This is a genomic window from Amycolatopsis sp. MEPSY49 (genome assembly GCF_051337345.1).
Lineage (GTDB): Bacteria > Actinomycetota > Actinomycetes > Mycobacteriales > Pseudonocardiaceae > Amycolatopsis.
In genome coordinates this window covers 92,370-114,151 of record NZ_JBDLYJ010000005.1, presented here as the reverse complement: position 1 = coordinate 114,151, position 21,782 = coordinate 92,370, and the positions used below count along the sequence as shown (strand labels likewise).

Below are 21,782 nucleotides of genomic sequence, written 5' to 3'. Positions count from 1 at the left end.
AGCGACTTTAGACGACGCGGTGTCCACCGTGTTGCCGACGCACGACGAGGCGCCCCCACGTCCACGCCGCCGCGATCGACGCAGCCAGCAGCAGGACGCTGCCCACGATGTCCAGCACGTAATGGTTCCCCGTGGTGATCACGACCGCCACCATGAGCACCGGGAACAACCACGCCGACAACGCCCATCGCGTACCCCGAAGCGCGGTCCACACCGCGTACGCGCACCACAGCGACCAGCCCACGTGCATGCTCGGCATCGCCGTGTAATGGGTCGGATTCACCCAGCTCTCCTGATGGAACAGGTCGTACCGGGCCACGATGTCCACCGTGCCGGGTAACGCCGACCGCGGTGGCGCCAGCGGTACCGCCCAGTAGACCGGCAACACGAGCACCATCATCGCCACCATCGTCCGGCGGACCCGGCGGTACACGTCGGTGTGCCGGACGAACACCCACACCAGCACGCCCGCGACCGCCACGTAGTACAGCCGGTACACATACACCGCCGCCTGCGCGAGGGCCGGATTTCCGGCCAGCCAACGGTTCGCGCTCAGCTCGACGTCGATGTGCACCGCGTGTTCCGCGGACTGGACGGCGGCCGCATGCCTGCCGGCGGCCACGAAGTCCGTGCCCAGCAAGGCGGTGATCCGGGCGAAGAGCACGAACCACAGCAGCAGGAGGACAGCCTCGACGACCACCGCACGTCGCCCGCCGAAGGTCACGTCGGCAGGGTGCGGCGCAGGAACTCCGTTGTCAGGTCCCACGCGCGCGCTGCCGCCGGTGGGTTGTGGAACATCGGGGCAACGTTGTTGTGGAACGCGTGCCCCGCCTCCTCCTGCACGTGGATCTCCGCTCCCGGGTGCGCGGCCACCGCCGCCTCGACGACCGCCACGTCCGCGCGCGGGATGTACGGGTCCTGCCCGCCGAAGTGGAACTGGATCGGGCACGTCACCCGGGCCAGGTCCGCGATCCGCGCCGCCACCGTCGAGCCGTAGAACGACACGGCGACGTCGGGGTCGCCGGCGGCCGCCGCCGCGAAGGCCAGCGAGCCGCCCAAGCAGAAGCCCAGCACGCCCACGCCGCCCGTCACCCCGGGCGAAGAACGCAGGTGGGCCACCGTTTCCAGCACGTCCGCAAGTCCGGAAACCGGGTCGAACGCCGACGCCACCTCCATCGACGCCGCGACCCCGGCCTCGTCGTGCGTCGACGACCAGCCGGGCGCCGTGCGCCAGAACAGTTCCGGGACCGCCACCACGTACCCCGCCGAAGCGAGGTCCGCCGCCACCGAGCGCAGGTAGTCGTCCAGGCCGAAGATCTCCTGGATCAGCACCAGGCCCGGGCCGCGGCCGGACGGCGGGTGCCACACCGGGAGATCCGTCAGCACGCTCTTCATCGGAAGGTCCTCTCCAGGATGTCGGCGACCAGTTCGGCCTGGCGGCCGTCCGGGTCGAGGTCGGGGTCGAACACCGTCAGCTCGAACCCCGCCGCGCCCGGCAGCGCCAGTAGTCCGCGCAGCAAGAAAACCAGCGTGCCGGGGTCCAGGCCGCCCGGGCCGGGACTGTCCACAGCGGACACGTACGCCGGGTCGAGGACGTCGATGCCGACGTGGACCCAGAACCCGTCCACCTCCGGGAACGTCGGCAGGGAAACCCCGGACGTCATCAGCTCTTCCGAAGTGACCAACGAAATCCCCGCCGCGTCCAGCTGGGCCGACTCCGCCGTCCGCACCCCGAGCACCCGGACGTCCTCGTCGCGGACGTACGGCCGCAACCCGTCGATGTCGGCGAGATCGTCCGCGCCGCGGCCGTCCAGGTACGCGATGCCGTAGCGGCCGGTGCGGCGCAGCGCCGGCATCGCGCCCAGCGAGATCGAACAGTCGCCGCCCAGGACCACCGGGAAGCCGCCCGACGACCGGATCGACGCGATCCGCGAAGCCAGGGCACGCGTGTAGGCGGCGATGGCCGCCGAGTTGCGGACGCCGTCGCCCGGCGACCACGTGCCGACGTACCGCCCCGGCGTCACGACACCGCCGTCGGACGCGCCCAGGCGGTCCAGGATCCCGAGGTCGCGCAGCACGCCGGGCGTCTTGTAGCAGCCGGGCACCGCGCCCTCGGTCGGCGGGCGGAGGCCCAGGTTGGACGGTGCGTCGAGCAGGACGTAGTTCCCCACCCGGTCACCGTACTGGCTCCGCGGCCGAGAGCGTCCTAAGTTGAGGTGCCGACCAAGGAGGCTCGATGGCCGAGAAGACCAAGTACGTCCTGGACGAAGACGATCTGCCGACCCAGTGGTACAACGTCATCCCCGATCTGCCGGAGCCGCCCCCGCCACCGCTGCACCCCGGCACCCGCGAGCCCGTCGGGCCGGACGACCTCGCGCCGCTCTTCCCGCAGGCGCTCATCGCCCAGGAAGTGACGACTGATCGCTATGTCGACATCCCGGAGGAGGTCCGGGAGGTCTACCGGCTTTGGCGGCCGTCGCCGCTGTACCGGGCGCGGCGGCTGGAGAAGGCGCTCGGCACGCCGGCGCGGATCTACTACAAGTACGAAGGCGTCAGCCCGGTCGGCTCGCACAAGCCGAACACCGCCGTGCCGCAGGCGTTCTACAACGCGGCCGAAGGCGTCACCCGGCTGACCACCGAGACCGGCGCCGGCCAGTGGGGGAGCGCGCTCGCGTTCGCCTGCGCCCAGTACGGGCTCGAGTGCGAGGTCTGGCAGGTCCGGGCGTCCTACGACCAGAAGCCCTACCGCAAGCTGATGATGGAGACGTTCGGCGCGACGGTCCACCCGAGCCCGTCCGAGCTGACCGAGTCCGGCAAGGCGATCCTCGCCGAGCACCCCGACTCGACCGGCAGCCTCGGCATCGCGATCAGCGAAGCGGTCGAGCAGGCGGCGCAGGACCCGGACGCGCGGTACGCGCTGGGCAGCGTGCTCAACCACGTCCTGCTGCACCAGACGATCATCGGCGAGGAAGCGCTCAAGCAGTTCGAGCTGGCCGGGGACACCCCGGACGTCCTGGTCGGCTGCACCGGCGGCGGCTCGAACTTCGGCGGGCTCGCGTTCCCGTTCCTGCGGGAGAAGCTGGCCGGCCGGATGGACCCGGTGATCCGCGCGGTGGAGCCGGCGGCGTGCCCGTCACTCACGCGGGGGAAGTACGCCTACGACTTCGGCGACACGGCCGGGCTCACGCCGTTGCTCAAGATGCACACGCTCGGCCACGAGTTCATCCCGGACCCGATCCACGCGGGCGGCCTGCGCTACCACGGGATGTCACCGCTGATCTCGCACATCTACGAGCTCGGCCTGATCGAGGCGATCGCGATCGGGCAGCAGGAGTGCTTCGCGGCGGGCGTGCGGTTCGCGCGGTCCGAGGGCATCATCCCGGCGCCGGAGCCGACGCACGCTTTGGCCGCGTGCATCCAGGAAGCGTTGCGGTGCAAGGAAACGGGTGAGGAGAAGGTCATCCTCACGGCGTTGTGCGGCCACGCGCACCTGGACCTGCCGGCGTACGGCGCCTACCTGGCGGGGGACATGGTGGACAACGAACTGTCCGCGGCCACCCTCGAGAATTCGCTCGCCACCCTGCCCTGACCCGAGCGCCCCAATGTGGCCTTGGTTGCGTCTGACGCACCCAATGTGGCCTTGGTTGCGTCTGACGCACCGAAGGCCACATTGGGGCGCTCGGGGCCGGGTCAGAGCGTGTCGGGGATTTCGGGGCGGATGAGTTCCGTGTGCGGGGTGGCCAGGACGACCCGGTCGCGGCCCGCCGCCTTCGCCGCGAACACCGCGTCGTCCGCCGCCTGCAGCAGGATCGTGTACTCCTGCGCCGTTTCCGGGTACACCGCCGCGCCGATCGACGCCGTCAGGCCGTCGATCACCTCGGGCTTGCCCGGGCGGATCACCGGGACCGGGACCTCGATGCGGGCGATCGCCGCGCGGATGCGGTCCGCGATGGACACGATCTCCGCGCTCGTCGCGCCCGGGAGCAGCACCACGAACTCGTCACCACCGAAGCGGCCGACGTAGTCGCCGCCGCGGACCGAGTGCTGGATCGCCGCCGCGATCGCGCGCAGTACCTCGTCGCCCGCCAGGTGGCCGTTGCCGTCGTCGATGGCCTTGAAGTGGTCGATGTCGATCATCAGCACGCCCGCCGTCGACGCCAGTTCGGCGGCGCGGGCCAGCTCGTTGCGCGCCAGCTGCACCCAGAACTCGGGCGCGAGCAGCGCCGTCTTGGAGTCGGTGCGCGCGGCCGCCTGGAACTGCGGCAGCAGCAGGCCGATGTGCAGCGCCACCGGCGTCACCATGAGCACCGGCAGCAGCCACGGCCGGACCGTCATCACCAGCGCGATCCCGCAGCCGACACCGACCGCGGCCAGCACGATCAGCACGTCCGACGGGTTCCCGAACGCCTGCCGCGGCGGCTTGCCCGGGTTGCTCATCAGGATCGCCAGGATCACCAGCACGTAGTTGAGCCCGAAGTAGACGATCCCGGACAGCAGCAGCGCGGCCATCCCGCCGAACCCGTCCAGGTACGGCACGTACGGCGCCAGGTGCCCGGTGCCGGCCGACAGCACGGCGCCCGCGGCGAAACAGGCGAGGATGACCGTGGCCCCGGAGAACACTTTCCGGTGAATCACGCCGCGGCGTTTGTACACCCGGACCCAGGAATGGGCATAGCTGACGACTATGACGAGCGTGGCCAACGGCGGCGGCAGCAGGAGCAGCCCGGCGAAGATCCAGATCGACTGCAGGTGCATGTGCGGCCGGCCGTCCGCGGCCAGCTCGCGGATGCGCTCGATGCGTTGCGCCGCTTCGAGGTGCACGATCTCGCCCGCGAGGATCAGTCCACACCAGAGCACCGCCTGGGTGGTGATCGGCACGAGCGCGGCCGTGGCGACGACCGCGATCAACGCCAGAGCGTCGACGATGAGGACATAGCCGAGCACCGGAGTGTTCAGCTTCCACATCGCCCACGTACGGAGACCTGATCGTGGACGTTCTGAGCTGGGCTTTCGCCCTTGGGACCCGGACAATCCCACGAAACGCCCCTCTTCTCAGGACGGACTTCTTCGCGGAAATCGTCACTGTAATCGAATGAACGCGGTGTGTCACTAGGCTGGTCGGGCTACCGTCCGGTCACGCACCGTGCAAGATCCCTCACGAACAGGAGAAATCATGTCGCACTTCCTGCCCAACGCCAACATCGTCCCGTCCCGGCGCCGCGCGCAGCGGCCGACCGACTGGACCCGGCAGCTCCCCACCGACTGGACCCGCGCGATCCCGACGGACTGGACGCCGCGGCAGCTGCCGACCGACTGGACGGCCCGCGAACTGCCCACCGACTGGACCGTCCGCGAGCTCCCGACCGATTGGACCCGCCCCGGCGTCTCGCCAGCGCTGCCGCAGTGCCCGACGGACTGGACCCGGTCCTGAGCAAAACCCGGTGACCGGCCCGCAAGGCCGGTCACCGGGACTCCGGTTGCGCCCGCCGCCACAGCGAAGCCGCCCCCAAGGCGGCCACCACGCCGATCGCGCCCGCGCCGGCCACCACGCCGTGCGCGGCCACGCGCTCGGCCGCGACCCCCGCCAGCACCACGCCCAGCCCCTGCGACACCCGCAACGCCGTCAACGCGAACCCGAACGCCTGCGCCCGCTGGGCGTCCGGCGTCAGCTGGACGAACGTCGTGTTGGCGATCAAGTTGTACGAACCGGCCACTCCGGACAACGTCAGCAGCGCCAGCGTGCCCGCCAGGTTCGGGCGCAGCGCGCATCCCAGCAGCGCCGCGCACGCCAGCACCGCCAGCGGCCCGAGCAGGCGGGCCCGCTGCGGGGACGGGATCCGCGACAACGCCGCCATCCCGAGCACGTTCCCCAGCGCGTACGTCCCGAGCAGCAGCCCGACGACCACCGCGCCGCCGCCCAGCTCCGCCGCGTACGGCGCCGCGATCGCCTCGCCCGCGATGTAGATCCCCGACACGCACCCCAGCGCCACCAGCGCGAGCCGGCGCCGGTCGCCGACGACCACCGTCCAGCCCGCCCGCACGTGCCGCCACCAGCGGACGCCGGACGACTCGCGCGGCGGCCGGGACCGGACGCCGGTGACCAGGAACAGCGCCGACACCGCGAAGCTCGCCGCGTCCGCGAGCAGCGCGCCGCCGGTGCCGATGGCCGCCACCAGGAGCCCGCCCAGCGCGAACCCGGCGACCTGGCCCGCCTGCACCAGCATCATCAGCAGGCCCATCCCCGGCACGAACGTCTCGCCGGGCAGCACCTGCGGCAGCAGGGCCGCCCGCGCGGAACTCCACACCGGGTTGACCAGCTGGACGCCGATCAGCAGGGCCGCGACCGCCGGCAGCGGCAGGCCCGGCCACGCCATCACGGCGACCGCCAGCGCGCGCAGCACGTCGGCGGAGACCATCACCGCCCGCGGCGGGTGCCGGTCGGCCAGCCCGGACAGCAGCGGCCCGCCCACGAGGTCCGGCAGGAACGTCAGCGCGTACGTCAGCGCGGCCCAGCCCGGCGAGTTCGTCCGGTCGTAGACCAGGATCGACAGCGCGACCCGCGCGAGCTGGTCACCGGTGACCGAGACCAGCTGCGCGGAGAACAGCGCCCGGAACTCGGCCACCGCGAGGACGTCCCGGAAGCCGACCGCGCGCACCGCCATGGCGACCCACGGTACCGGCGCGGACGCCCAGCGTGAACGGCCGTTAGGAGGTCATTGGGCTGGTCCGCAGGTGATTTTCGGCTGCGGGTTGTAGTGGACGGTCCGGGTCGATCGGCTCACTTCGCGGCCGGTGGCGGCGTCCTTGAGCACGCGGGTGTCGGTCGTGGTGAACCCGGGCGCGCCGTTCGACGCGTGGCAGTTCTCCGCCGGGCCCGCCTTGGGCTGCGGGTCGCTCGGGTTCGAGCGGCCGCCGGGGATCGACTCGACGGTGTAGCGCTTGGTGCCCCACAGCTTCACCGTGATCGACGACGGCGTCCAGATCGCCTGGATCGCGATGCCGGTCGGCGAGTCGTTGGTGAACTTGAGGTCGATGACGCTGGAGCCGTTCGGGTTCTGGAACACCGTCGCCTCGCGCGCGGCGGGGTAGCGGCTGATGTAGTAGCTGTGCTCCTTGTGCCCCGCGTCCTTCATGCCCGCGAAGTAGGACGCGTTGTACAGCGTCGTCGCGAACTGCGAGATGCCGCCGCCTACCTCGCGGCCCGGGGCGCCGTCCTTGATCACGCCGGCCTCGACGTACCCCTGCGCCTTGCCGCGCGGGCCGGTGAACCCGTTGAGGCTGAAGGTTTCCCCGGGCTTGACGATGGCGCCGTTGACCTTCTGCGCGACGACGCGGATGTTGGTGCCGGAGTCGGGCGCGAAGCCGCCGGTGGTGAACTCGCCGACGACCTCCTTGACGCCCAGCTGGTTCGCCTGCTCGGTCGTCACCTTCGCCGGCGCGTCCTTGTAGATCGCCGGCACCTCGCGGCCGTCGGTCTTCTTCAGCACGTCGGGCAGCGGCTTGAGGCTCGGGTCCCAGTCGATGGTCCGGCCGTCGGTGGAGGGGTCCACCGTGGGCTTGCCGCCCTCGAAGACGATGGTCGCCTCCTTGCCCTCCTTCTCGGTGGACTTCAGTTGCGGCCCGGCGGCTTCGGCGATCTTGGCGTTGTCGATCTTCGGGGTCAGCCCGCCGCCCTCGGCCGGTTCGAACGTGATCGCCGCGGCGATCGCCTCCGGCTTCACGGTGGCGTTCTTGCCCTCGCCCTTGACGACCAGCGGGCCCGAGGCGGCGGGGCGCGCGAACTGGTCGAGCGCGGCCTGGACGCCTTCGGGCGTCGTCTTGACCGGCGTGCTGGTGACCGGCAGTGCCAGGGCCGCACCGCCGGCCCACTTCTCGACGACGGCGGCCTTGGCGGCTTCGACGTCGAGCTTCTGCCCGGGCTTCGGCGGCACGGCGACCGGGTTCACGCCCTCGAACTTCACGGTGCCTTCGGCCGGCTCGCGGTCGACCTGGCCGCGAAGGCCGTCGAGCGCGGCGGCGAGCTTGGCGTCGTCGGCTTCGCTGACGACGCCGACTTCGCGGCTGGAGAACAGCGACGCCAGGCGCGTGAACGGGTTCAGCGGCTGCTCGCCGGCCTGGTCGAGGGTCTTCGGCCAGTCGAGGCCCAGCCCGGCGGCCGTCGGCGAGAGGGTGCCCTGGACGTCGCCCGCGGTGACGGCGAGGGGCCGCGTCAGCCGCGGCTCGATCTGCCCGCGCAGCTCCTGCTCGGCCGCGGCGCGGTCCATGCCGCCGACGTCGACGCCGGCCACGGTCACGCCGCGCGGGACGCTGCCCTGGCTGACCAGCAGGTCGACCCCGTAGACCACGACGAGCAGGCCGAAGACCCCACCCGCGATCCAGCCGGCCTTGCGCAGATCGCGCTTCTTGGGAGGGTCCGGCTCCGGCTCGGGCCGGACGACCGGCAGGACGTCCGTCTGCTCACCGTGTGACTCGGGCCAGCGCGGTTCGTACGGCAACTCTCCACCCCTTCAACGCGGCACCGGAACGCGCCGGTGACGGGCTCAGCGTACGGGGCACCCGGACAAGCCGTACGACTCGCCCTAACGGGGGATGAACCGGTCACGGAACGGTCAACCCGCGTCGGGTTCCGGGTTGTGGCCTGCCCGCGCCAGGAAGTCGAAGTCGCAGCCTTCGTCGGCCTGCGTGATGTGTTCGCTGTAGAGCGCGCCGTAACCCCGTTCGAACCGCGGCGCCGGCGCCGTCCACTCGGCACGCCGTCGCGCGAGCTCCTCATCGGACACCTCGAGCCGCAGGACGCGGGCCGGCACGTCGAGGGTGACCGGGTCGCCGTCGCGGACCAGCGCCAGCGGCCCGCCGACGTGGGACTCGGGGGCCACGTGCAGCACGCACGCGCCGTAGCTCGTGCCGCTCATCCGCGCGTCGGAGATCCGGACCATGTCGCGCACGCCCTGTTCGAGCAGGTGCTTCGGGATCGGCAGCATCCCGTACTCGGGCATGCCGGGGCCGCCGAGCGGGCCGGAGCCGCGCAGCACGAGCACCGAGTCCGCGGTGATCGCCGGGTTCTCGATCCGTTTCTTGAGGTCCGCGTAGTCCTCGAAAACGACGGCCGGGCCGGTGTGCGTCAGCAGGTGCTTCTCGGCCGCGATGTGCTTGATCACCGCGCCCGACGGCGCCAGGTTGCCGTGCAGCACGGCGACCCCGCCCTCGGCCGCCACCGGGTTGTCGCGCGGCCGGATGACGTCGTCGTCGTGCACCCGCGCGGCCTCGAGGTCGGCCCCGAGGGTGCGGCCGGTGACGGTCACCCGGTCGGTGTGCAGCAGGTCGGTCAGCCGTGACAGCAGGCCGGGCAGCCCGCCCGCGTAGTAGAAGTCCTCCATCAGCCAGGCGCCGCCCGGGCGGACGTTCGCGAGCACGGGCACGCGCCGCGCGATGGCGTCGAAGTCGGCCAGGCTCACCGGGATCCCGCTGCGCCCGGCCATCGCGATCAGGTGGATCACGGCGTTGGTCGACCCGCCGAGCGCCAGCACGGTGGTGATCGCGTCTTCGTAGGCGGTCTTGTCCAGGATCCGGCCGACCGTCAGGTCTTCCCAGACCATTTCGACGATCCGCGCGCCGCTCGCCGCGGCCATCCGGTGGTGGGCCGAGTCGACGGCCGGGATGGACGCCGCACCCGGCAGCGTCATGCCGAGCACCTCGGCGGCGGACGTCATCGTCGACGCCGTCCCCATCGTCATGCAGTGCCCCGGCGAGCGGGCCAGTCCGCGCTCCAGTTCGGACATTTCGGCGTCGCCGATCAGCCCGGCCCGCTTGTCGTCCCAGTACTTCCACATGTCGGTACCGCTGCCGAGGACCTCGTCGCGCCAGTGGCCCCGCAGCATCGGCCCGGCCGGCACGAAGATCGCGGGCAGGTCCGCGCTCGCGGCGCCCATCAGCAGCGCCGGCGTCGTCTTGTCGCAGCCGCCCATCAGGACGGCGCCGTCGATCGGGTAGGACCGCAGGATCTCCTCGGTCTCCATGGCCAGGAGGTTGCGGTAGAGCATCGGCGTCGGCTTCTGGTAGGTCTCCGACAGCGTCGCGACGGGGAACTCCAGCGGGAAGCCGCCGGCCTGCCAGACGCCGCGCTTGACCTGCTCGGCGCGTTCCCGCAGGTGCATGTGGCACGGGTTGATGTCCGACCACGTGTTGAGGATGCCGATGACCGGTTTGCCGAGGTGCTCTTCCGGGTTGTAGCCGAGCTGGCGGCCGCGGGCGCGGTGGCTGAAGTTGCGCAGTTCGTCGCCGCCGAACCACCGGTGGCTGCGGAGCTCCTCGGGCGTCTTTCGGGGACCCAGTTTCATGCGATCCAGTATGGCATCTGATATATGATCTCGCGGGCCTGGTTGAATGGGTTCCGACACGACGCGAGGGAGCGACCATGACCGGGACGTTCAGCCTGCCCGCCTCCCGGACCGAAGTGGTCCTGGAGGAGATCCGGCGCGGCATCCTGACCCGGGAGCTCGTGCCCGGCCAGCCGCTCGTCGAAGCGGAGCTGGCCGCGCGGCTCGGCGTGTCGAAGACGCCGGTGCGCGAGGCGCTCAAGGTGCTGTCCAATTCGGGCCTGGTGACGTTCAGCCCGTACAAGGGCGCCTCGGTGGTCACGGTCGACGCCGAGCTCGCGAAGTCCGTCTACGACGTGCGGATGGTCCTGGAACCGGAAGCCGTCCGGCGGACCGTCGAGCGGCGCGACCCCGAACTGCTGGAAGACGCGGCCGAGGCGCTTAAAGAAGCGTCGACGGCCATCGCGGACAAGGACCAGGCCGCGCTGAGCCTGCTCAACCGCCGGTTCCACCGCGCGCTCTACCGCGGCTGCGGCAACCCGCTGCTGGTCAGCATCCTCGACGACCTCAAGGACCGCGCGGCCCTGATCAGCGTCGTCGGCTGGGAAGCCAACCCCAGCTGGAAGAAGGAGTGGACCGAGCACAAGGCCGTGCTCGCGGCGGCCAAGAAGGGTGACGCCGAGGGCGCCGCGGCGCTGCTCAAAGACCACATCGGCGGCTTCCTCGAGCGGGTCCTCAAGGCCATCGGATGAGGCTGCTGCTCATCTCGGACACCCACCTGCCGGCCCGCGCCCGCGAGCTGCCTGCGCGGGTGTGGGACGAGGTCGAGGCGGCGGACGTCGTCGTGCACGCCGGCGACTGGGTCGAGGTCGGTCTGCTGGACGAGCTCGAAGCGCGCAGCAAGCGCCTGATCGGCGTGTACGGAAACAACGACGGCGCGGATCTGCGGGCGCGGCTGCCCGAGGTCGCGCGCGCGGACCTGGACGGCGTCCGCCTGGCCGTCATCCACGAAACGGGCTCGAAGCAGGGCCGTGAGCAGCGGTGCGACGCGCAGTTCCCGGACACCGACGTGCTCGTCTTCGGGCACAGCCACATCCCGTGGGACACGACGACCCCCGCCGGGCTGCGGCTGCTCAACCCCGGTTCGCCGACCGACCGCCGTCGTCAGCCGTTCTGCACCTACCAGACGGCCCGGATCGAGAACGGCACGCTGACGGACGTCGAGCTGCACGAACTGCCCCGGAGGGGGTAGGAAAGAGTCCATGGATCCGGCATGGGCGTTGCGGGAGATCGCGTTCCAGCTCGAACGCGCGGGGGAGCCGACCTACCGCGTGCGCGCGTTCCGGAACGCGGCCGCGACCGTCGACAAGACCGAAGCTTCGCAGCTGGCCTCGATGGCGGAGAACGGCACGCTGACGTCCCTGCCCGGTATCGGGAAGGCCACCGCCGGCGTCATCGAGGACGCGCTGGCCGGCCGTGATCCCGCGTACCGGTCGAAGATCGTCGAGAAGAAGCTGCCGGACGGCGAACCGCTGCGCTCGGCGCTGCGCGGGGACTGCCACACGCATTCGGACTGGTCGGACGGCGGCAGCTCGATCGGGGAGATGGCCGTCGCGGGCCGGGACGTCGGGCACGAGTGGATGGTGCTGACCGACCACTCGCCGCGGCTGACCGTCGCGAACGGGCTGTCGCCGGACCGGCTGCGGACGCAGATGCAGATCGTCGCCAAGGCGAACGAGCTCATGGCGCCCTTCCGGCTGCTGCACGGCATCGAGGTCGACATCCTCGACGACGGCGCCCTCGACCAGGAAGAGGAGCTGCTGGGGCAGCTGGACCTCGTCGTCGCGAGCGTGCACTCGAAGCTGCGGATGCCGGCTCGCGACATGACCCGGCGGATGCTGGCGGCGGTCCGGAACCCGCACGTCCGGGTCCTGGGGCACTGCACCGGACGGCTCGTCGTCGGCCGCGGTCGTCCCGAGTCGGAGTTCGACGCCGAGGCGGTGTTCACGGCGTGCCGCGAGAACGGCGTCGCGGTCGAAATCAACTCGCGCCCCGAACGGCTCGACCCGCCGATGCGGCTGCTGAAGCTGGCCGCGGAGATCGGCTGCGAGTTCGCCATCGACAGCGACGCGCACGCGCCGGGCCAGCTCGACTGGCAGCCCTACGGCTGCGAGCGCGCGGTCAAGGCGGGCATCGGGCCGGAGCGGATCATCAACACCCGCACGGCGGAGGAGCTGCTCAGCCGCTGATCTCGATGACGGGGTGCTTCGCCGGATCGAGCCAGCCCAGGATCGCCTCCAGGTCCGGGCCGGCGATCGCGACACAGCCCGCGGTCGGTTTCCCGTCGGTGACGTGCAGGAAGAACGCCGAGCCCGCGCCCGGCACCACCGGCGTCCGGTTGTAGTCGATGACGACGGCCCGGGCGTAGACCGCGCCCGCCGCGCCGAGGTTCTCGCCGGCGGCTTCGTCGAACGGGCACGTGCCGGGGGCGCAGGAGAAATGCGTGTTGTAGTAAGGGGAACCGACGTCGGAGACCCACCAGTCCGAGGTGGTGACCTCGCGGTAGGGCAGCCGGGTCCGCGCGGGCCGCGTGCCGAACGCTTCGGTGAGCGGCCACACGCCGGCCGGGGTGTGGGACGTCGACTCGCTCGCCGTGCCGACGCCGTTCTTCCCGACGTGCGCCGGGATCGGGCCGTACGTTTTCGCCCACTCGCCGCCGGTGCGCTGCCACGCCGTGAGGACGGCGGTGGTCGCGCCCGCCGAGTCGGCTCGCACGGTGATCCGCTGCTGCGGCTCCGGCTGGTCCGGCACGGCGGCCCCGCTGGTCAGCAGCGCGGCCGCGGCCAGCGTGGCACCGAGGGATCTCCTGCGCATGCCGGAGAGCCTAACGGCGCCACGCCGGATGCGTCAGTTGATCGTGTAAGAGTCCCCGTAGACCTTCCACTTGAGCGGGGTGTGCAGGTCGAAGTTGCCGTCGTTGAGGAACTTCAGCTGCTCGGTGTCGACGCGCGAGGTGTCGGCGTGCGCCTCTTCCTGCTTCATGATCACCTTGCGGGCGGCGAAGAACGCCTTGAGGTACGTCGCTTCGTCGCCGCCCTGGGCCGGGGTCTTCGCCTTCTTCATCGCGGCCTTGCGGATGCCGCCGAAGCTGTCGGAGCTGTCGCCGGGGCCGTGCATGACGATCGCGTCGTAGTAGGCGAACTGGCCGAGGTTGCTGAGGCCGTCGGACTTGCCCTGGCTGACCGCCGGGTTGAAGTACACGCGGTCGCGCTCGTTGTTCTGCGCGGTCTGGAACGCGGTGGTGGCCGCGGCCTGCTTCCAGGCGCTTTCGAACGCCGAGCCGAGGCCGGCGTGGGAGTCGGTGCCGTTCACCTTGCGCAGCGCGGGAAGGTACTTCGCGAGGGGGTTGTCCGGCACGGAGTCCGTGTAGGCCTCGACGAGTTCGAGCATGTCGCCGGTGCCGGAGCAGAACCCGATGATGCCGGCGGTGTACCCGCGGCCGTCGCCGATGTCCTCGATGTACTTGTACTGGGCTTTCCAGTCCAGCGACGAGTTTTCCGCGCTGGAGACCAGCTTCATCGCGATCTCCTTCTTCGCCGGGGCCGACAGGTCGCCGACGGCGAGGGCGGTCGCGCTCGGCGTCGCGAGTGGCGCGGGTGCCGCCGAGGAGAGCGCGGGGGTGGTGATCACGAGGGCGGCGACGGAGGCCGCGCCGAGCGCGCCGATGACGACCGGCCGCAACTTCTTGCTCATGGGTGGAGACCCTTTCCGCGGGGTGCGCCGTGGGGGATCACGGCGGGTACGGGTGAGGCGGGTGGAGCTGCGGCGTAGCGACACGGTAGCGAAGAGTCAGCACGGTCCACAAGAGGCGGAATTCGTTCATGTTCGTGAACGGTCCAGACCACCCGGCGGGGTCCGCAAAGGACGGTCGCGGCGACGACGTGAATGACTCATTCATGTCGCCTGACGACGTGAATGACTCATTCATGTCGTTTCGGCGGGGCCGAGGTGCTCAGCGCGCCCCGGTGAAGATGCGGATGACGTCCGGCAGCACGTTCACCGGGATCGTCGGGTCGATGGCCCGCTGCACGCCGAGGCCGATGCCGAGGCTGAGCAACGCGGTCGCGGCGTCGTCGGCCGACATCGGGAGCGTGATCCCGAAGCGCTCGGCGTATCCGCTGAGCAGGCCGGCGATGCTGTCGCGGATGGCCTTGTCCCGCGCGGCCAGTTCGGCGCGGACCTGCGGGTTGCGCCGCGCGTTCGTGGCGAACTCGACCTCCAGGGCCGTCCAGGCTTCGTCGCCGATGCTGCGCTCGGCCCACGTCTGGAACGCGGCGAGCAGGTCTTCGACGCCCTCGGCGCCGACGAGCGCCTCCGCGATCAGCGCGACCTGCTCGTCGTGGATCCGGTCGAGGACGGCGAGGCAGAGCTCGTCCTTGTTGCGGAAGTTCGAGTACACCGCGCCCTTCGAGTAGCCGGCCTCGTCCGCGACCTTCTCCAGCGACGTCACCGAATAGCCGTCGCGCAGGAAGAGCAGCTTGGCGGTCTCGATCAGCTGCTCGCGGGTGCGTGCCTGGCTTTCCGCGCGGGTGAGTCGGGCCATGGGGTCACTCTAGCCAGGTCCGGAATCGGGGTACCGTCAGTATTGAGATACTGCTAGTCTCCGAAAATGGAGCAACGCCACTTCGCGGTCCTCGTCGTCGGCGCCGGGGCGTCCGGGCTCGGTGCCGCCATCCGGCTGGGCCAGGCCGGCGTCGACGACCTCGCCGTGCTGGAGAAGGCCGGCTCGCTCGGCGGAACCTGGCGCGACAACACCTATCCCGGCTGCGCCTGCGACGTCCCGTCCGCGCTGTACTCGTACTCGTTCGCGCCGAATCCCGGGTGGACGCGGGCGTTCGCCGGGCAGGCCGAGATCCGGGCGTACCTGGCGGACACGGCGTCGCGGTTCGGCGTCGCGGCGAAGATCCGCTACGGCGTGGAGGTGACGCGGGCGCAGTGGACCGGCTCCCGGTGGGAACTCGATACGACGCGCGGCCCGTATTCCGCGCGGGTCCTGGTCGCCGGTACCGGCCCGTGGCACGAGCCGCTGATTCCGGACCTGCCGGGCCTCGGCGGCTTTCCGGGCGAGGTCTTCCACTCCGCGCGGTGGAACCACGACTACGACCTCACGGGCAAGCGGGTCGCGGTGATCGGCACGGGCGCGTCGGCGGTTCAGTTCGTCCCGCGGATCGTCCCTGAGGTGGGACGGCTGCACCTGTTCCAGCGAACGGCGCAGTGGGTGCTGCCGAAGCCCGACCACGCGGTCCCGGGCGTCGAACGGTTCCTGCTGCGGCGGTTCCCGGCGCTGCAACGGGCGCTGCGCAGCGCGGAGTACGGGGCGATGGAGACGCTCGGTTTCGGGTTCCGGCACCCGTGGCTGCTGCGGCAGGTGCAGAAGATCGGGCTCGCGCACTTGCGGGTGGCCGTGCGCGATCCGGCGCTGCGCCGGGCGTTGACGCCGGACTACACGCTGGGCTGCAAGCGGTTGCTGATGTCCAATACGTACTACCGCTCGCTGACCCAGTCCCATGTGGACGTTCACCCGACGGCGGTGCGCGCTCTCGAGGGCAGCCGGGTGCTCGGCGCGGACGGTTCTTCCGCCGAAGTCGACGCGATCATCTTCGGCACGGGCTTCCACATCCTCGACATGCCGGTGTCGTCGCGCGTCTTCGACGGCGACGGCCGGAGCCTGGACGACCATTGGAAGGGCAGCCCGCGGGCGTACGCGGGGACGACGGTGGCGGGGTTCCCGAACCTGTACCTGCTGCTGGGCCCGAGCCTCGGCACCGGGCATTCGTCGGCGTTCATGATCCTGGAGGCCCAGCTGCGCCACACGGTTTCGGCGGTGACGCGGACGCTGCGTTCGGGGTGGACGTCGGTGTCGGTGCGGCCGGCGGTCCAGGACGCGTTCAACGCGGAGGTCCAGGCCGCGCTGCCGGGGACGGTCTACCAGTCCGGCGGGTGTTCGAGCTACTACACGGATGTCAACGGGCGCAACAGCTTCAGCTGGCCGTTTTCGACGAGCCGGTTGCGGTCGCGGGTCGGCGCGTTCGACGAAGCGGACTACGAGATCGGTCAGTCCCACTCCCAGCACATGCCGTAGACGCCCGGCTGCGCGTCCAGCACCGCGATGTGGCTCGTAAAACTCGGACCCACCGGCAGCTCGGGCCGGTCCGCCGAAGCCTCGCCGTCGTACCGGTAACACCGCACCGGCACCGCCGCCGGGTCGAAGCACGCCTGCAGCATGATCTGCCGGGCCGGGGCGCGCACGCCGAACTGCAGGTAGCTCGTCTCCGGCGGCGTCCCGTCGTACGCGAACTCGAAGTCGAACACGTACGTCTCGCCCGCCCGCAGCGGGTAGTCGAACCGCAGCTCCAGCGCCACCAGCTCGGACGCGGCGTCGCGGCGGACGCGGCCCGGGCGGCAGCAGCGCGCCGACCGCAGCACGGGCTGGTGGCCGCCGCCCGTCTGGGGCCGGAAGAACGACACCCAGCGGTCGACGCCGTCCTCGCGGCTGGTCACCACCAGCTCCGTGCGCACCGACCGCTCGGTGCGGTCCGCGCCCAGCGTCGCCCGCTGGTGCACCGACGCCAGCGCCAGCCGGGCGTTGCCGTCGAGGTCGATGCCGTCGCACGACGCCAGCTCCGTCGGCTCGGACCCGAGCGCGCTGGCCAGGCTGACCCCGCCCGGCCACGGCTCTGCCCGGCGCACCCGGGGCCGCGTCACCAGGCTGGTCAACGCGGCCGCGGGCAGGCCGAGGCACCCTTCGGCGACGCCCACCGCGTGCAGCGAGCGCGGCCCCTCGGGATGGCGACGGCCCCGGCGCCAGTAGCTCAGCGTGGCCAGGCTGACCTGGGCGCCCCGGATCGCCATCCGCCGCTGCAGCGCCTCCAGGCTCAGCCCGCGGTGCCGGATCGCCAGGTCGAACGCCACGTCGAACGGCCCTTCCCGGACCGCGTCGACGACTTCGGTGTCGTCAGTGTCGTTCTCGGGGAGCGCATCCATTCGGGTAAGCATGAATACCGGACGCACCGGACGCAACGAGGCCTGCCACCAAAGTAGGTGGCAGGCCCCGTGGGGGTCAGCTCACGGTGACCCCGGTGTCGTCCACGGCGAACGACGTCTGCAGCGACTGGTCCTCCGTCCCGGCGAACTTCAGCGCGACCGTCTGGCCCGCGTAGGAAGACAGGTCGAGCGTCTTCTGGACGTAGGCCGAGTTGCGGTCGAGGTTCGAGTACGTCGCCAGCGTCGTCGAGCCGGCGGACACGACGAGCTTGTCGTATACGACGTTCTCGGTCTCCGCCGTCCACACGCGCAGCCAGAACGTCAGGCTCGCCCGGCAGCCGGCCGGGATGGTGACGGACTGCGTGAGCGTGTCGGTGTGCGCCGAGCCCCAGCCGCCGAGCCAGGAGTCGTAGCTGCCCGAGCGCGCCGGCGCCTGGCTGCCCCACTGGCCGATGGTGGTGTTCGGGTCGGTCCACGACGCCTGGCCGGACTCGAAGCCCGGGTTCCGCAGCAGCTGCCCACCGCACCCGCCCGGCGGAGTCGTGGTGGTCGTCGGTGGCGTGGTCGTCGTGGTCGGCGGGGTGCCCGTGCACGTCGGGTCGCCGGACTGCGCCGGGACGCTCACCGCGTTCCACGCCGCCTTCACGGCGTCGAATTCGGCGCAGCTGTCCGGGTACAGGTTCTTCGCGGCCTGCAGCGTCCACGTCCGGTAGCGCAGGTAGTTGCTGCCGGACGTCTTCAGCTGCACCGCGCCGTGCATGATGTTGATCGCCTTGCGGATGCCGATGCCGGCCAGCGTGCTGCCGTTGCACGTCGAGCTCGTCGGCTGCCCGTTGGCCGGGTTGCTGCCTTCGGCGAGCAGGTAGAACCAGTGGTCCCCGGGGCCGGCCGCCTTGTGCACCTCCGCGTTCGGCGTCGAGCTGGAGTAGCAGCTCGGGTCGCCGACCTTCGACGGGTCGTACATGTACCGGATCGCGCCGGTGCCGACCAGGTTGACCTCTTCGCCGATCGCGTAGTCCGGCGGGTCGTACTGGGCCGGTTCGTTCGCGTAGAACTCCGTCGCCGTCCCGAAGGTGTCGGCGATGAACTCCTGCGTGCCGCCGCCGGAGAAGCCGCCGGAGCCGGAGTAGTCGTCGATGCCGTGGCCCATCTCGTGGCCGAGGATGTCGAGCGAGCCGACCCACTCGCCGCTGGGGTTGTGGCCGAGGTTCACGTACGCGGGCCGCGAGTTGTAGTAGTACGCGTTCTCGTCGTCGAGGCCGACGCGGATCTTCCACGCGCCGCCGTTTCCGGTGAACCCGTTGCGGCCCACCCATTCGGTGAGCATCGTCTTTTCGGTCTGCGCGACGAACAGCGCGTCGGCGCAGCCGGTCTCGATGTTCGTGCCGGTGCCGTTGCCCCAGCTGTCGTCCGATCCGGTGAGGACGGAGTCGCTGTTGTAGTTGCGGCAGTCCAGGTTCGGCGTGTTCGGGTCGGCCATCGAGTACGTGCTGCCGGACTTCGTCGTGTTCAGCGGCAGCGGCGCCGGGCCGTTCCACTTGCCGGTGCCGGTGCCCGCGGCGACGTGCTGGACCGTCCGCAGCACGCGCCCGTCCACGGCGTCGACGTAGACGCTCAGGCTGCTCGGCTCGCCGTGTTCGTCGGTGCCTTCGACGTTGCTCTCGTACGCGAGCCGCCCGCTGCCGTCGGCGACCACGACGAGCTTCCCGCCCGGCAGGCTCTTCGGCCCGCGGACCTGCGTGCGCGCCACGGCTTCGGCTTGCGCGGCGGTGAGTTTTGCGCCGTGGACGTCGAGGTCGCCGAGGGCATGCTGCTGCGCGACGGAGGTGGTCTTGACGGCGCCGGCGGAGTCGGTGGCGATGACGAGGTCGCCGCCGATCACGGGCAGGCCGTCGTAGGTGCGGTCGTAGACGACGTACGACAGGCCGTTGGCCGACCGCACGTCCCGCTGGACGAACTTGTCGTGCGTGCCGGCGTGCAGGGCGGCGGGCCGGGCGTTGACGAGTCCGGCCGCGGCGCTCGTGGCGTTGGCTTGGGCCTGCGCGGCGGAGGGGGGCGGTGCGGGGACGGGCTGGGCGGGCGCGGCGACGGCGATGCCGACCACCACCATGCCCGCCGCCGTCGCCCCGCCGAGTGCGGCGAACCGTTGCGGCAATCTCATGACGCTCCTTGCGAAAACGCGATGGGGGAAGGGAGAACCCGATCGACGCTAATCGCGGTGCGGGAGCGGCAGAAGATCCATCACAGCGGCGAACTTTCACGCCGCGGCGGTGTGAAATCGGTCAGCGGGTGTGGAAGCGCAGGCCGGCCTTGGTGAGCCGGTCGATGAGCGCGTCGCCCATCGCGGTCGCCGTGGTCACCTGGCCCGCGGTTTCCGGGAGTTCGTCCGTGGCGAGGCACAGCGCCGATTCCGCGAGCATCTTCGCCGTTTCGTCGTAGCCGGGGTCGCCGCCGGACACCTCGGTGACGACGCGTTCGCCGCCACCCTCGCCGATGAACCGCACGGAGAACCACGACCGTGCCCGGCGTTGCGGGCTCGGGCCGTTGCCGGGTGCCAGCAGCCGGGAGAGCCCGCGCCGCGCGGGCGGGACCTGCGCCGCGGCGAGCAGCGCGCCGGCGCCGAGCACGCCGCCGGCGAGCACGGGCAGGTGCTTGACGGCGGCGAAGTGCCGGTAGGTGAAGTCGGGTCCGTAGCGCTCGGACGCGGCGGCCGACCGGCGGACGACCTCGGGGTCGATGGTGGGCAACGGAACCGCCCACCAGCCGGCGTCGGCGACGCGGTGCGGACGTCCGAGCGGCGCGCGGGTGAAGCGCCCGGCCGGCCGCGGCTCGGCGGCCGCGCGTTCCTTCGCGACGCGGGCGCCGGCGGGGAGGCGGGACATGATGGTCAGCGCGCTGAGGAACGTGCCGCCGGAGGGCATCCCGCTGGCCCGGACGTAGCCGTCGACCTTGAGGGGCACGCCTTCGGGGAGCTGCTTGACGGTGAAGTAGGCGCCGAGGTCGTGCGGGATGGAGTCGAACCCGCAGGCGTGCACGAGCCGCGCACCGGTTTCGCGGGCGCGGCGGTCGTGGGCGAGGTACATGCGGTCGACGAACTCGGGTTCGCCGGTGAGGTCGACGTAGTCGGTCCCGGCGGCGGCGCACGCGGCCACCAGTGGCTCGCCCTGGGTGAGGTAGGGGCCGACGGTGGTGATGACGACTTTCGTGGCCTCGGCGACGGCTTTGAGCGACGCGGGCTCACCGGAGTCGGCGACGAGCAGGTCGAGGGTGGCGAAGCGGGCATCGATGGTCGCGAGTTGCGCGCGGACGGCTTCGAGCTTGCTCCGGTTACGCCCGGCGAGGGCCCAGCGCAGCTCGGCGGGCGCGTGCCGGGCGAGGTATTCGGCGGTGAGGCCGCCGGTGAAGCCGGTGGCGCCGAACAGGACCACGTCGTACGCGCGCATGTCTTCTCCAGGGGACGTCGACGGCGGACGGGGTCAGGTTACCCGTGGGTAAGGGAGGGTGCCGGGCGGTTCGGTGACGTGAACGACTCATTCATGTCGTCTGGTGACAGGGTCCCGGCAAAGTCAGGTCAGCGCGGTCGATCCGGTCGCCCATATGTCATGAAAGGGTCGTTCACCTCGTCAGACGACATGAACGACCCTTTCATGGCATCGCCGCGACGCCGGGCAGACCGCGCGGCCACGACTTTGCCGGAGCCCTGTCGTCAGGTGACATGAATGAGTCATTCACGTCGCTTGGGCGCCGGAGCCGCCGCTACTTGCGATCCCCCGTGTAGACGACCGCCGCCGCCACGGCGGCCACCCCCGCGACCACGTCCGCGATCCGGCGTGGCAGCGCGTGGTGCGTGTCCTCCATCCACGCCCGCACCCGCGCCCGGTCCAGCTCCGGCTCGCACAGGTCGTCCACGCCCGCCGTCCACGCCAGCAACGCCAAGCACGCCGCGTGCGGGTCGGGCCGGTCGATGCCGAACACCGCCGCCCTCGCCTTGCTGCGCGCCGCCGTCGAGACCAGCAGGTCCGCCGGTGGGTAGCGGAATCGGCGCACCAACACCGGCGTCCGCCGGACGAGGCCGAGCGCGACCAGATTGTCCGCGGCGATCGAGGGCAGTTCCGCGCGCAGGTGGTTCACCCACTCGCGGACGCTGTACGTCCCCGTTTCCGAAACAATTTCGGAAAACACGTGATCGGCCGTCGGAATGCCCGGTGGCCGCGCGGCGATCGCGCGCACCTTGCGGTCCTCGACCGTGATCCGGTCGGTGAACAGCAAGTCGCACAACGCCGCGCCGGCCAGGCCGATGCCCAACGACGTCCGGCTGAGCACCGGGCGGCCGGTGAACTCGTCGTGGCCGAGGAAGAAGAACGAATCCACCAAGGTGAGCCGGCGCATGACGGAAAACGGCCCCCTGGGCGGTCGCGGTGA

Annotated in this window: 20 protein-coding genes; 6 read left to right on the top strand and 14 right to left on the bottom strand. The window is 71.2% G+C overall.

Features of this window, described 5'->3' with window-relative positions:
- Nucleotides 1-7 precede the first annotated feature (7 nt).
- The 3 genes from ABFJ78_RS23640 to ABFJ78_RS23630 are packed head-to-tail and all read right to left on the bottom strand — an operon-like array spanning nucleotide 8 to nucleotide 2,171.
- Nucleotides 8-724, bottom strand: a complete 717-nt coding sequence (locus ABFJ78_RS23640; protein WP_436388530.1) for a phosphatase PAP2 family protein — start codon at nucleotides 722-724, stop codon at nucleotides 8-10.
- Nucleotides 721-1,395, bottom strand: coding sequence for a dienelactone hydrolase family protein (locus ABFJ78_RS23635; protein WP_436388529.1), 675 nt, complete (start codon nucleotides 1,393-1,395; stop codon nucleotides 721-723). The genes ABFJ78_RS23640 and ABFJ78_RS23635 overlap by 4 nt, the downstream gene beginning before the upstream one ends.
- The gene (locus tag ABFJ78_RS23630) at nucleotides 1,392-2,171 is read right to left on the bottom strand and encodes an arginase family protein (protein ID WP_436388528.1); all 780 of its coding nucleotides are present in this window, start codon (nucleotides 2,169-2,171) and stop codon (nucleotides 1,392-1,394) included. The genes ABFJ78_RS23635 and ABFJ78_RS23630 overlap by 4 nt, the downstream gene beginning before the upstream one ends.
- Nucleotides 2,172-2,236: 65 nt before the next feature.
- Between ABFJ78_RS23630 and ABFJ78_RS23625 the strand changes: the two genes are divergently transcribed.
- On the top strand, nucleotides 2,237-3,589 hold the full coding sequence (locus ABFJ78_RS23625; RefSeq protein WP_436388527.1) for a TrpB-like pyridoxal phosphate-dependent enzyme: 1,353 nt from the start codon (nucleotides 2,237-2,239) through the stop codon (nucleotides 3,587-3,589).
- A 101-nt stretch (nucleotides 3,590-3,690) separates the two neighbouring features.
- Here the strand turns inward: ABFJ78_RS23625 and ABFJ78_RS23620 are convergent, their stop codons facing one another.
- Complete coding sequence (locus ABFJ78_RS23620) at nucleotides 3,691-4,965, bottom strand: diguanylate cyclase (protein ID WP_436388526.1); 1,275 nt, start codon at nucleotides 4,963-4,965, stop codon at nucleotides 3,691-3,693.
- Nucleotides 4,966-5,173: 208 nt separating this feature from the next.
- Between ABFJ78_RS23620 and ABFJ78_RS23615 the strand changes: the two genes are divergently transcribed.
- A complete protein-coding gene (locus ABFJ78_RS23615) occupies nucleotides 5,174-5,431 on the top strand; it encodes a hypothetical protein (protein ID WP_400877896.1) in 258 nt (85 codons plus the stop codon).
- Between the two features lie 31 nt (nucleotides 5,432-5,462).
- On the opposite strand, the gene ABFJ78_RS23610 is transcribed toward ABFJ78_RS23615, so the two are convergent.
- The 3 genes from ABFJ78_RS23610 to araD all read right to left on the bottom strand — a co-directional run bounded on the left by ABFJ78_RS23610 (nucleotide 5,463) and on the right by araD (nucleotide 10,337).
- The gene (locus tag ABFJ78_RS23610; RefSeq protein ID WP_436388525.1) at nucleotides 5,463-6,662 is read right to left on the bottom strand and encodes an MFS transporter; all 1,200 of its coding nucleotides are present in this window, start codon (nucleotides 6,660-6,662) and stop codon (nucleotides 5,463-5,465) included.
- Between the two features lie 51 nt (nucleotides 6,663-6,713).
- Nucleotides 6,714-8,495, bottom strand: a complete 1,782-nt coding sequence (locus ABFJ78_RS23605; protein WP_436388524.1) for a VanW family protein — start codon at nucleotides 8,493-8,495, stop codon at nucleotides 6,714-6,716.
- 114 nt (nucleotides 8,496-8,609) lie between these two features.
- Nucleotides 8,610-10,337, bottom strand: coding sequence for an L-arabinonate dehydratase (araD, locus tag ABFJ78_RS23600; RefSeq protein ID WP_436388523.1), 1,728 nt, complete (start codon nucleotides 10,335-10,337; stop codon nucleotides 8,610-8,612).
- Nucleotides 10,338-10,414: 77 nt separating this feature from the next.
- Here araD and ABFJ78_RS23595 point away from each other — a divergent pair, with 77 nt between their 5' ends.
- Genes ABFJ78_RS23595 through ABFJ78_RS23585 form a run of 3 tightly spaced genes read left to right on the top strand, consistent with a single transcriptional unit; the run spans nucleotide 10,415 to nucleotide 12,565 of the window.
- A complete protein-coding gene (locus ABFJ78_RS23595; protein WP_436388522.1) occupies nucleotides 10,415-11,068 on the top strand; it encodes a GntR family transcriptional regulator in 654 nt (217 codons plus the stop codon).
- Nucleotides 11,065-11,568: a metallophosphoesterase family protein gene (locus ABFJ78_RS23590; RefSeq protein WP_436388521.1), complete on the top strand. Its 504-nt coding sequence runs from the start codon at nucleotides 11,065-11,067 to the stop codon at nucleotides 11,566-11,568. Before ABFJ78_RS23595 ends, ABFJ78_RS23590 begins: the two co-directional genes overlap by 4 nt.
- 10 nt (nucleotides 11,569-11,578) lie before the next feature.
- The gene (locus tag ABFJ78_RS23585; RefSeq protein ID WP_436388520.1) at nucleotides 11,579-12,565 is read left to right on the top strand and encodes a PHP domain-containing protein; all 987 of its coding nucleotides are present in this window, start codon (nucleotides 11,579-11,581) and stop codon (nucleotides 12,563-12,565) included.
- On the opposite strand, the gene ABFJ78_RS23580 is transcribed toward ABFJ78_RS23585, so the two are convergent.
- From ABFJ78_RS23580 to ABFJ78_RS23570, 3 genes are all read right to left on the bottom strand, one after another.
- Nucleotides 12,555-13,190: a L,D-transpeptidase family protein gene (locus ABFJ78_RS23580; protein WP_436388519.1), complete on the bottom strand. Its 636-nt coding sequence runs from the start codon at nucleotides 13,188-13,190 to the stop codon at nucleotides 12,555-12,557. The two genes, ABFJ78_RS23585 and ABFJ78_RS23580, sit on opposite strands and share 11 nt — an antisense overlap.
- Nucleotides 13,191-13,223: 33 nt before the next feature.
- Nucleotides 13,224-14,069, bottom strand: coding sequence for a chitosanase (locus ABFJ78_RS23575; protein WP_436388518.1), 846 nt, complete (start codon nucleotides 14,067-14,069; stop codon nucleotides 13,224-13,226).
- A 259-nt stretch (nucleotides 14,070-14,328) separates the two neighbouring features.
- Entirely contained in the window at nucleotides 14,329-14,919 is a 591-nt protein-coding gene (locus ABFJ78_RS23570) for a TetR/AcrR family transcriptional regulator (protein WP_436388517.1), read from the bottom strand.
- A 66-nt stretch (nucleotides 14,920-14,985) separates the two neighbouring features.
- Between ABFJ78_RS23570 and ABFJ78_RS23565 the strand changes: the two genes are divergently transcribed.
- Entirely contained in the window at nucleotides 14,986-16,458 is a 1,473-nt protein-coding gene (locus tag ABFJ78_RS23565) for a flavin-containing monooxygenase (protein WP_436388516.1), read from the top strand.
- Here the strand turns inward: ABFJ78_RS23565 and ABFJ78_RS23560 are convergent.
- From ABFJ78_RS23560 to ABFJ78_RS23545, 4 genes are all read right to left on the bottom strand, one after another.
- Nucleotides 16,431-17,360, bottom strand: coding sequence for a hypothetical protein (locus tag ABFJ78_RS23560; protein ID WP_436388515.1), 930 nt, complete (start codon nucleotides 17,358-17,360; stop codon nucleotides 16,431-16,433). The genes ABFJ78_RS23565 and ABFJ78_RS23560 overlap by 28 nt on opposite strands.
- A 76-nt stretch (nucleotides 17,361-17,436) precedes the next feature.
- On the bottom strand, nucleotides 17,437-19,521 hold the full coding sequence (locus tag ABFJ78_RS23555; RefSeq protein ID WP_436388514.1) for a M4 family metallopeptidase: 2,085 nt from the start codon (nucleotides 19,519-19,521) through the stop codon (nucleotides 17,437-17,439).
- Between the two features lie 121 nt (nucleotides 19,522-19,642).
- Nucleotides 19,643-20,803, bottom strand: coding sequence for a saccharopine dehydrogenase family protein (locus ABFJ78_RS23550; RefSeq protein ID WP_436388513.1), 1,161 nt, complete (start codon nucleotides 20,801-20,803; stop codon nucleotides 19,643-19,645).
- A gap of 313 nt (nucleotides 20,804-21,116) precedes the next feature.
- On the bottom strand, nucleotides 21,117-21,749 hold the full coding sequence (locus tag ABFJ78_RS23545; protein ID WP_436388512.1) for a GOLPH3/VPS74 family protein: 633 nt from the start codon (nucleotides 21,747-21,749) through the stop codon (nucleotides 21,117-21,119).
- Between the last annotated feature and the right edge of the window lie 33 nt (nucleotides 21,750-21,782).

Excerpts from the sequence above, each read along its gene's own strand:
- ABFJ78_RS23635 (WP_436388529.1), bottom strand. The coding sequence starts at position 1,395 with ATGAAGAGCGTGCTGACGGATCTCCCGGTGTGGCACCCGCCGTCCGGC.
- ABFJ78_RS23625 (WP_436388527.1), top strand. The coding sequence starts at position 2,237 with ATGGCCGAGAAGACCAAGTACGTCCTGGACGAAGACGATCTGCCGACC.
- ABFJ78_RS23620 (WP_436388526.1), bottom strand. The coding sequence starts at position 4,965 with ATGTGGAAGCTGAACACTCCGGTGCTCGGCTATGTCCTCATCGTCGAC.
- ABFJ78_RS23615 (WP_400877896.1), top strand. The coding sequence starts at position 5,174 with ATGTCGCACTTCCTGCCCAACGCCAACATCGTCCCGTCCCGGCGCCGC.
- ABFJ78_RS23610 (WP_436388525.1), bottom strand. The coding sequence starts at position 6,662 with ATGGCGGTGCGCGCGGTCGGCTTCCGGGACGTCCTCGCGGTGGCCGAG.
- araD (WP_436388523.1), bottom strand. The coding sequence starts at position 10,337 with ATGAAACTGGGTCCCCGAAAGACGCCCGAGGAGCTCCGCAGCCACCGG.
- ABFJ78_RS23595 (WP_436388522.1), top strand. The coding sequence starts at position 10,415 with ATGACCGGGACGTTCAGCCTGCCCGCCTCCCGGACCGAAGTGGTCCTG.
- ABFJ78_RS23590 (WP_436388521.1), top strand. The coding sequence starts at position 11,065 with ATGAGGCTGCTGCTCATCTCGGACACCCACCTGCCGGCCCGCGCCCGC.
- ABFJ78_RS23585 (WP_436388520.1), top strand. The coding sequence starts at position 11,579 with ATGGATCCGGCATGGGCGTTGCGGGAGATCGCGTTCCAGCTCGAACGC.
- ABFJ78_RS23580 (WP_436388519.1), bottom strand. The coding sequence starts at position 13,190 with ATGCGCAGGAGATCCCTCGGTGCCACGCTGGCCGCGGCCGCGCTGCTG.
- ABFJ78_RS23575 (WP_436388518.1), bottom strand. The coding sequence starts at position 14,069 with ATGAGCAAGAAGTTGCGGCCGGTCGTCATCGGCGCGCTCGGCGCGGCC.
- ABFJ78_RS23570 (WP_436388517.1), bottom strand. The coding sequence starts at position 14,919 with ATGGCCCGACTCACCCGCGCGGAAAGCCAGGCACGCACCCGCGAGCAG.
- ABFJ78_RS23565 (WP_436388516.1), top strand. The coding sequence starts at position 14,986 with ATGGAGCAACGCCACTTCGCGGTCCTCGTCGTCGGCGCCGGGGCGTCC.
- ABFJ78_RS23560 (WP_436388515.1), bottom strand. The coding sequence starts at position 17,360 with ATGGATGCGCTCCCCGAGAACGACACTGACGACACCGAAGTCGTCGAC.
- ABFJ78_RS23555 (WP_436388514.1), bottom strand. The coding sequence starts at position 19,521 with ATGAGATTGCCGCAACGGTTCGCCGCACTCGGCGGGGCGACGGCGGCG.
- ABFJ78_RS23550 (WP_436388513.1), bottom strand. The coding sequence starts at position 20,803 with ATGCGCGCGTACGACGTGGTCCTGTTCGGCGCCACCGGCTTCACCGGC.
- ABFJ78_RS23545 (WP_436388512.1), bottom strand. The coding sequence starts at position 21,749 with ATGCGCCGGCTCACCTTGGTGGATTCGTTCTTCTTCCTCGGCCACGAC.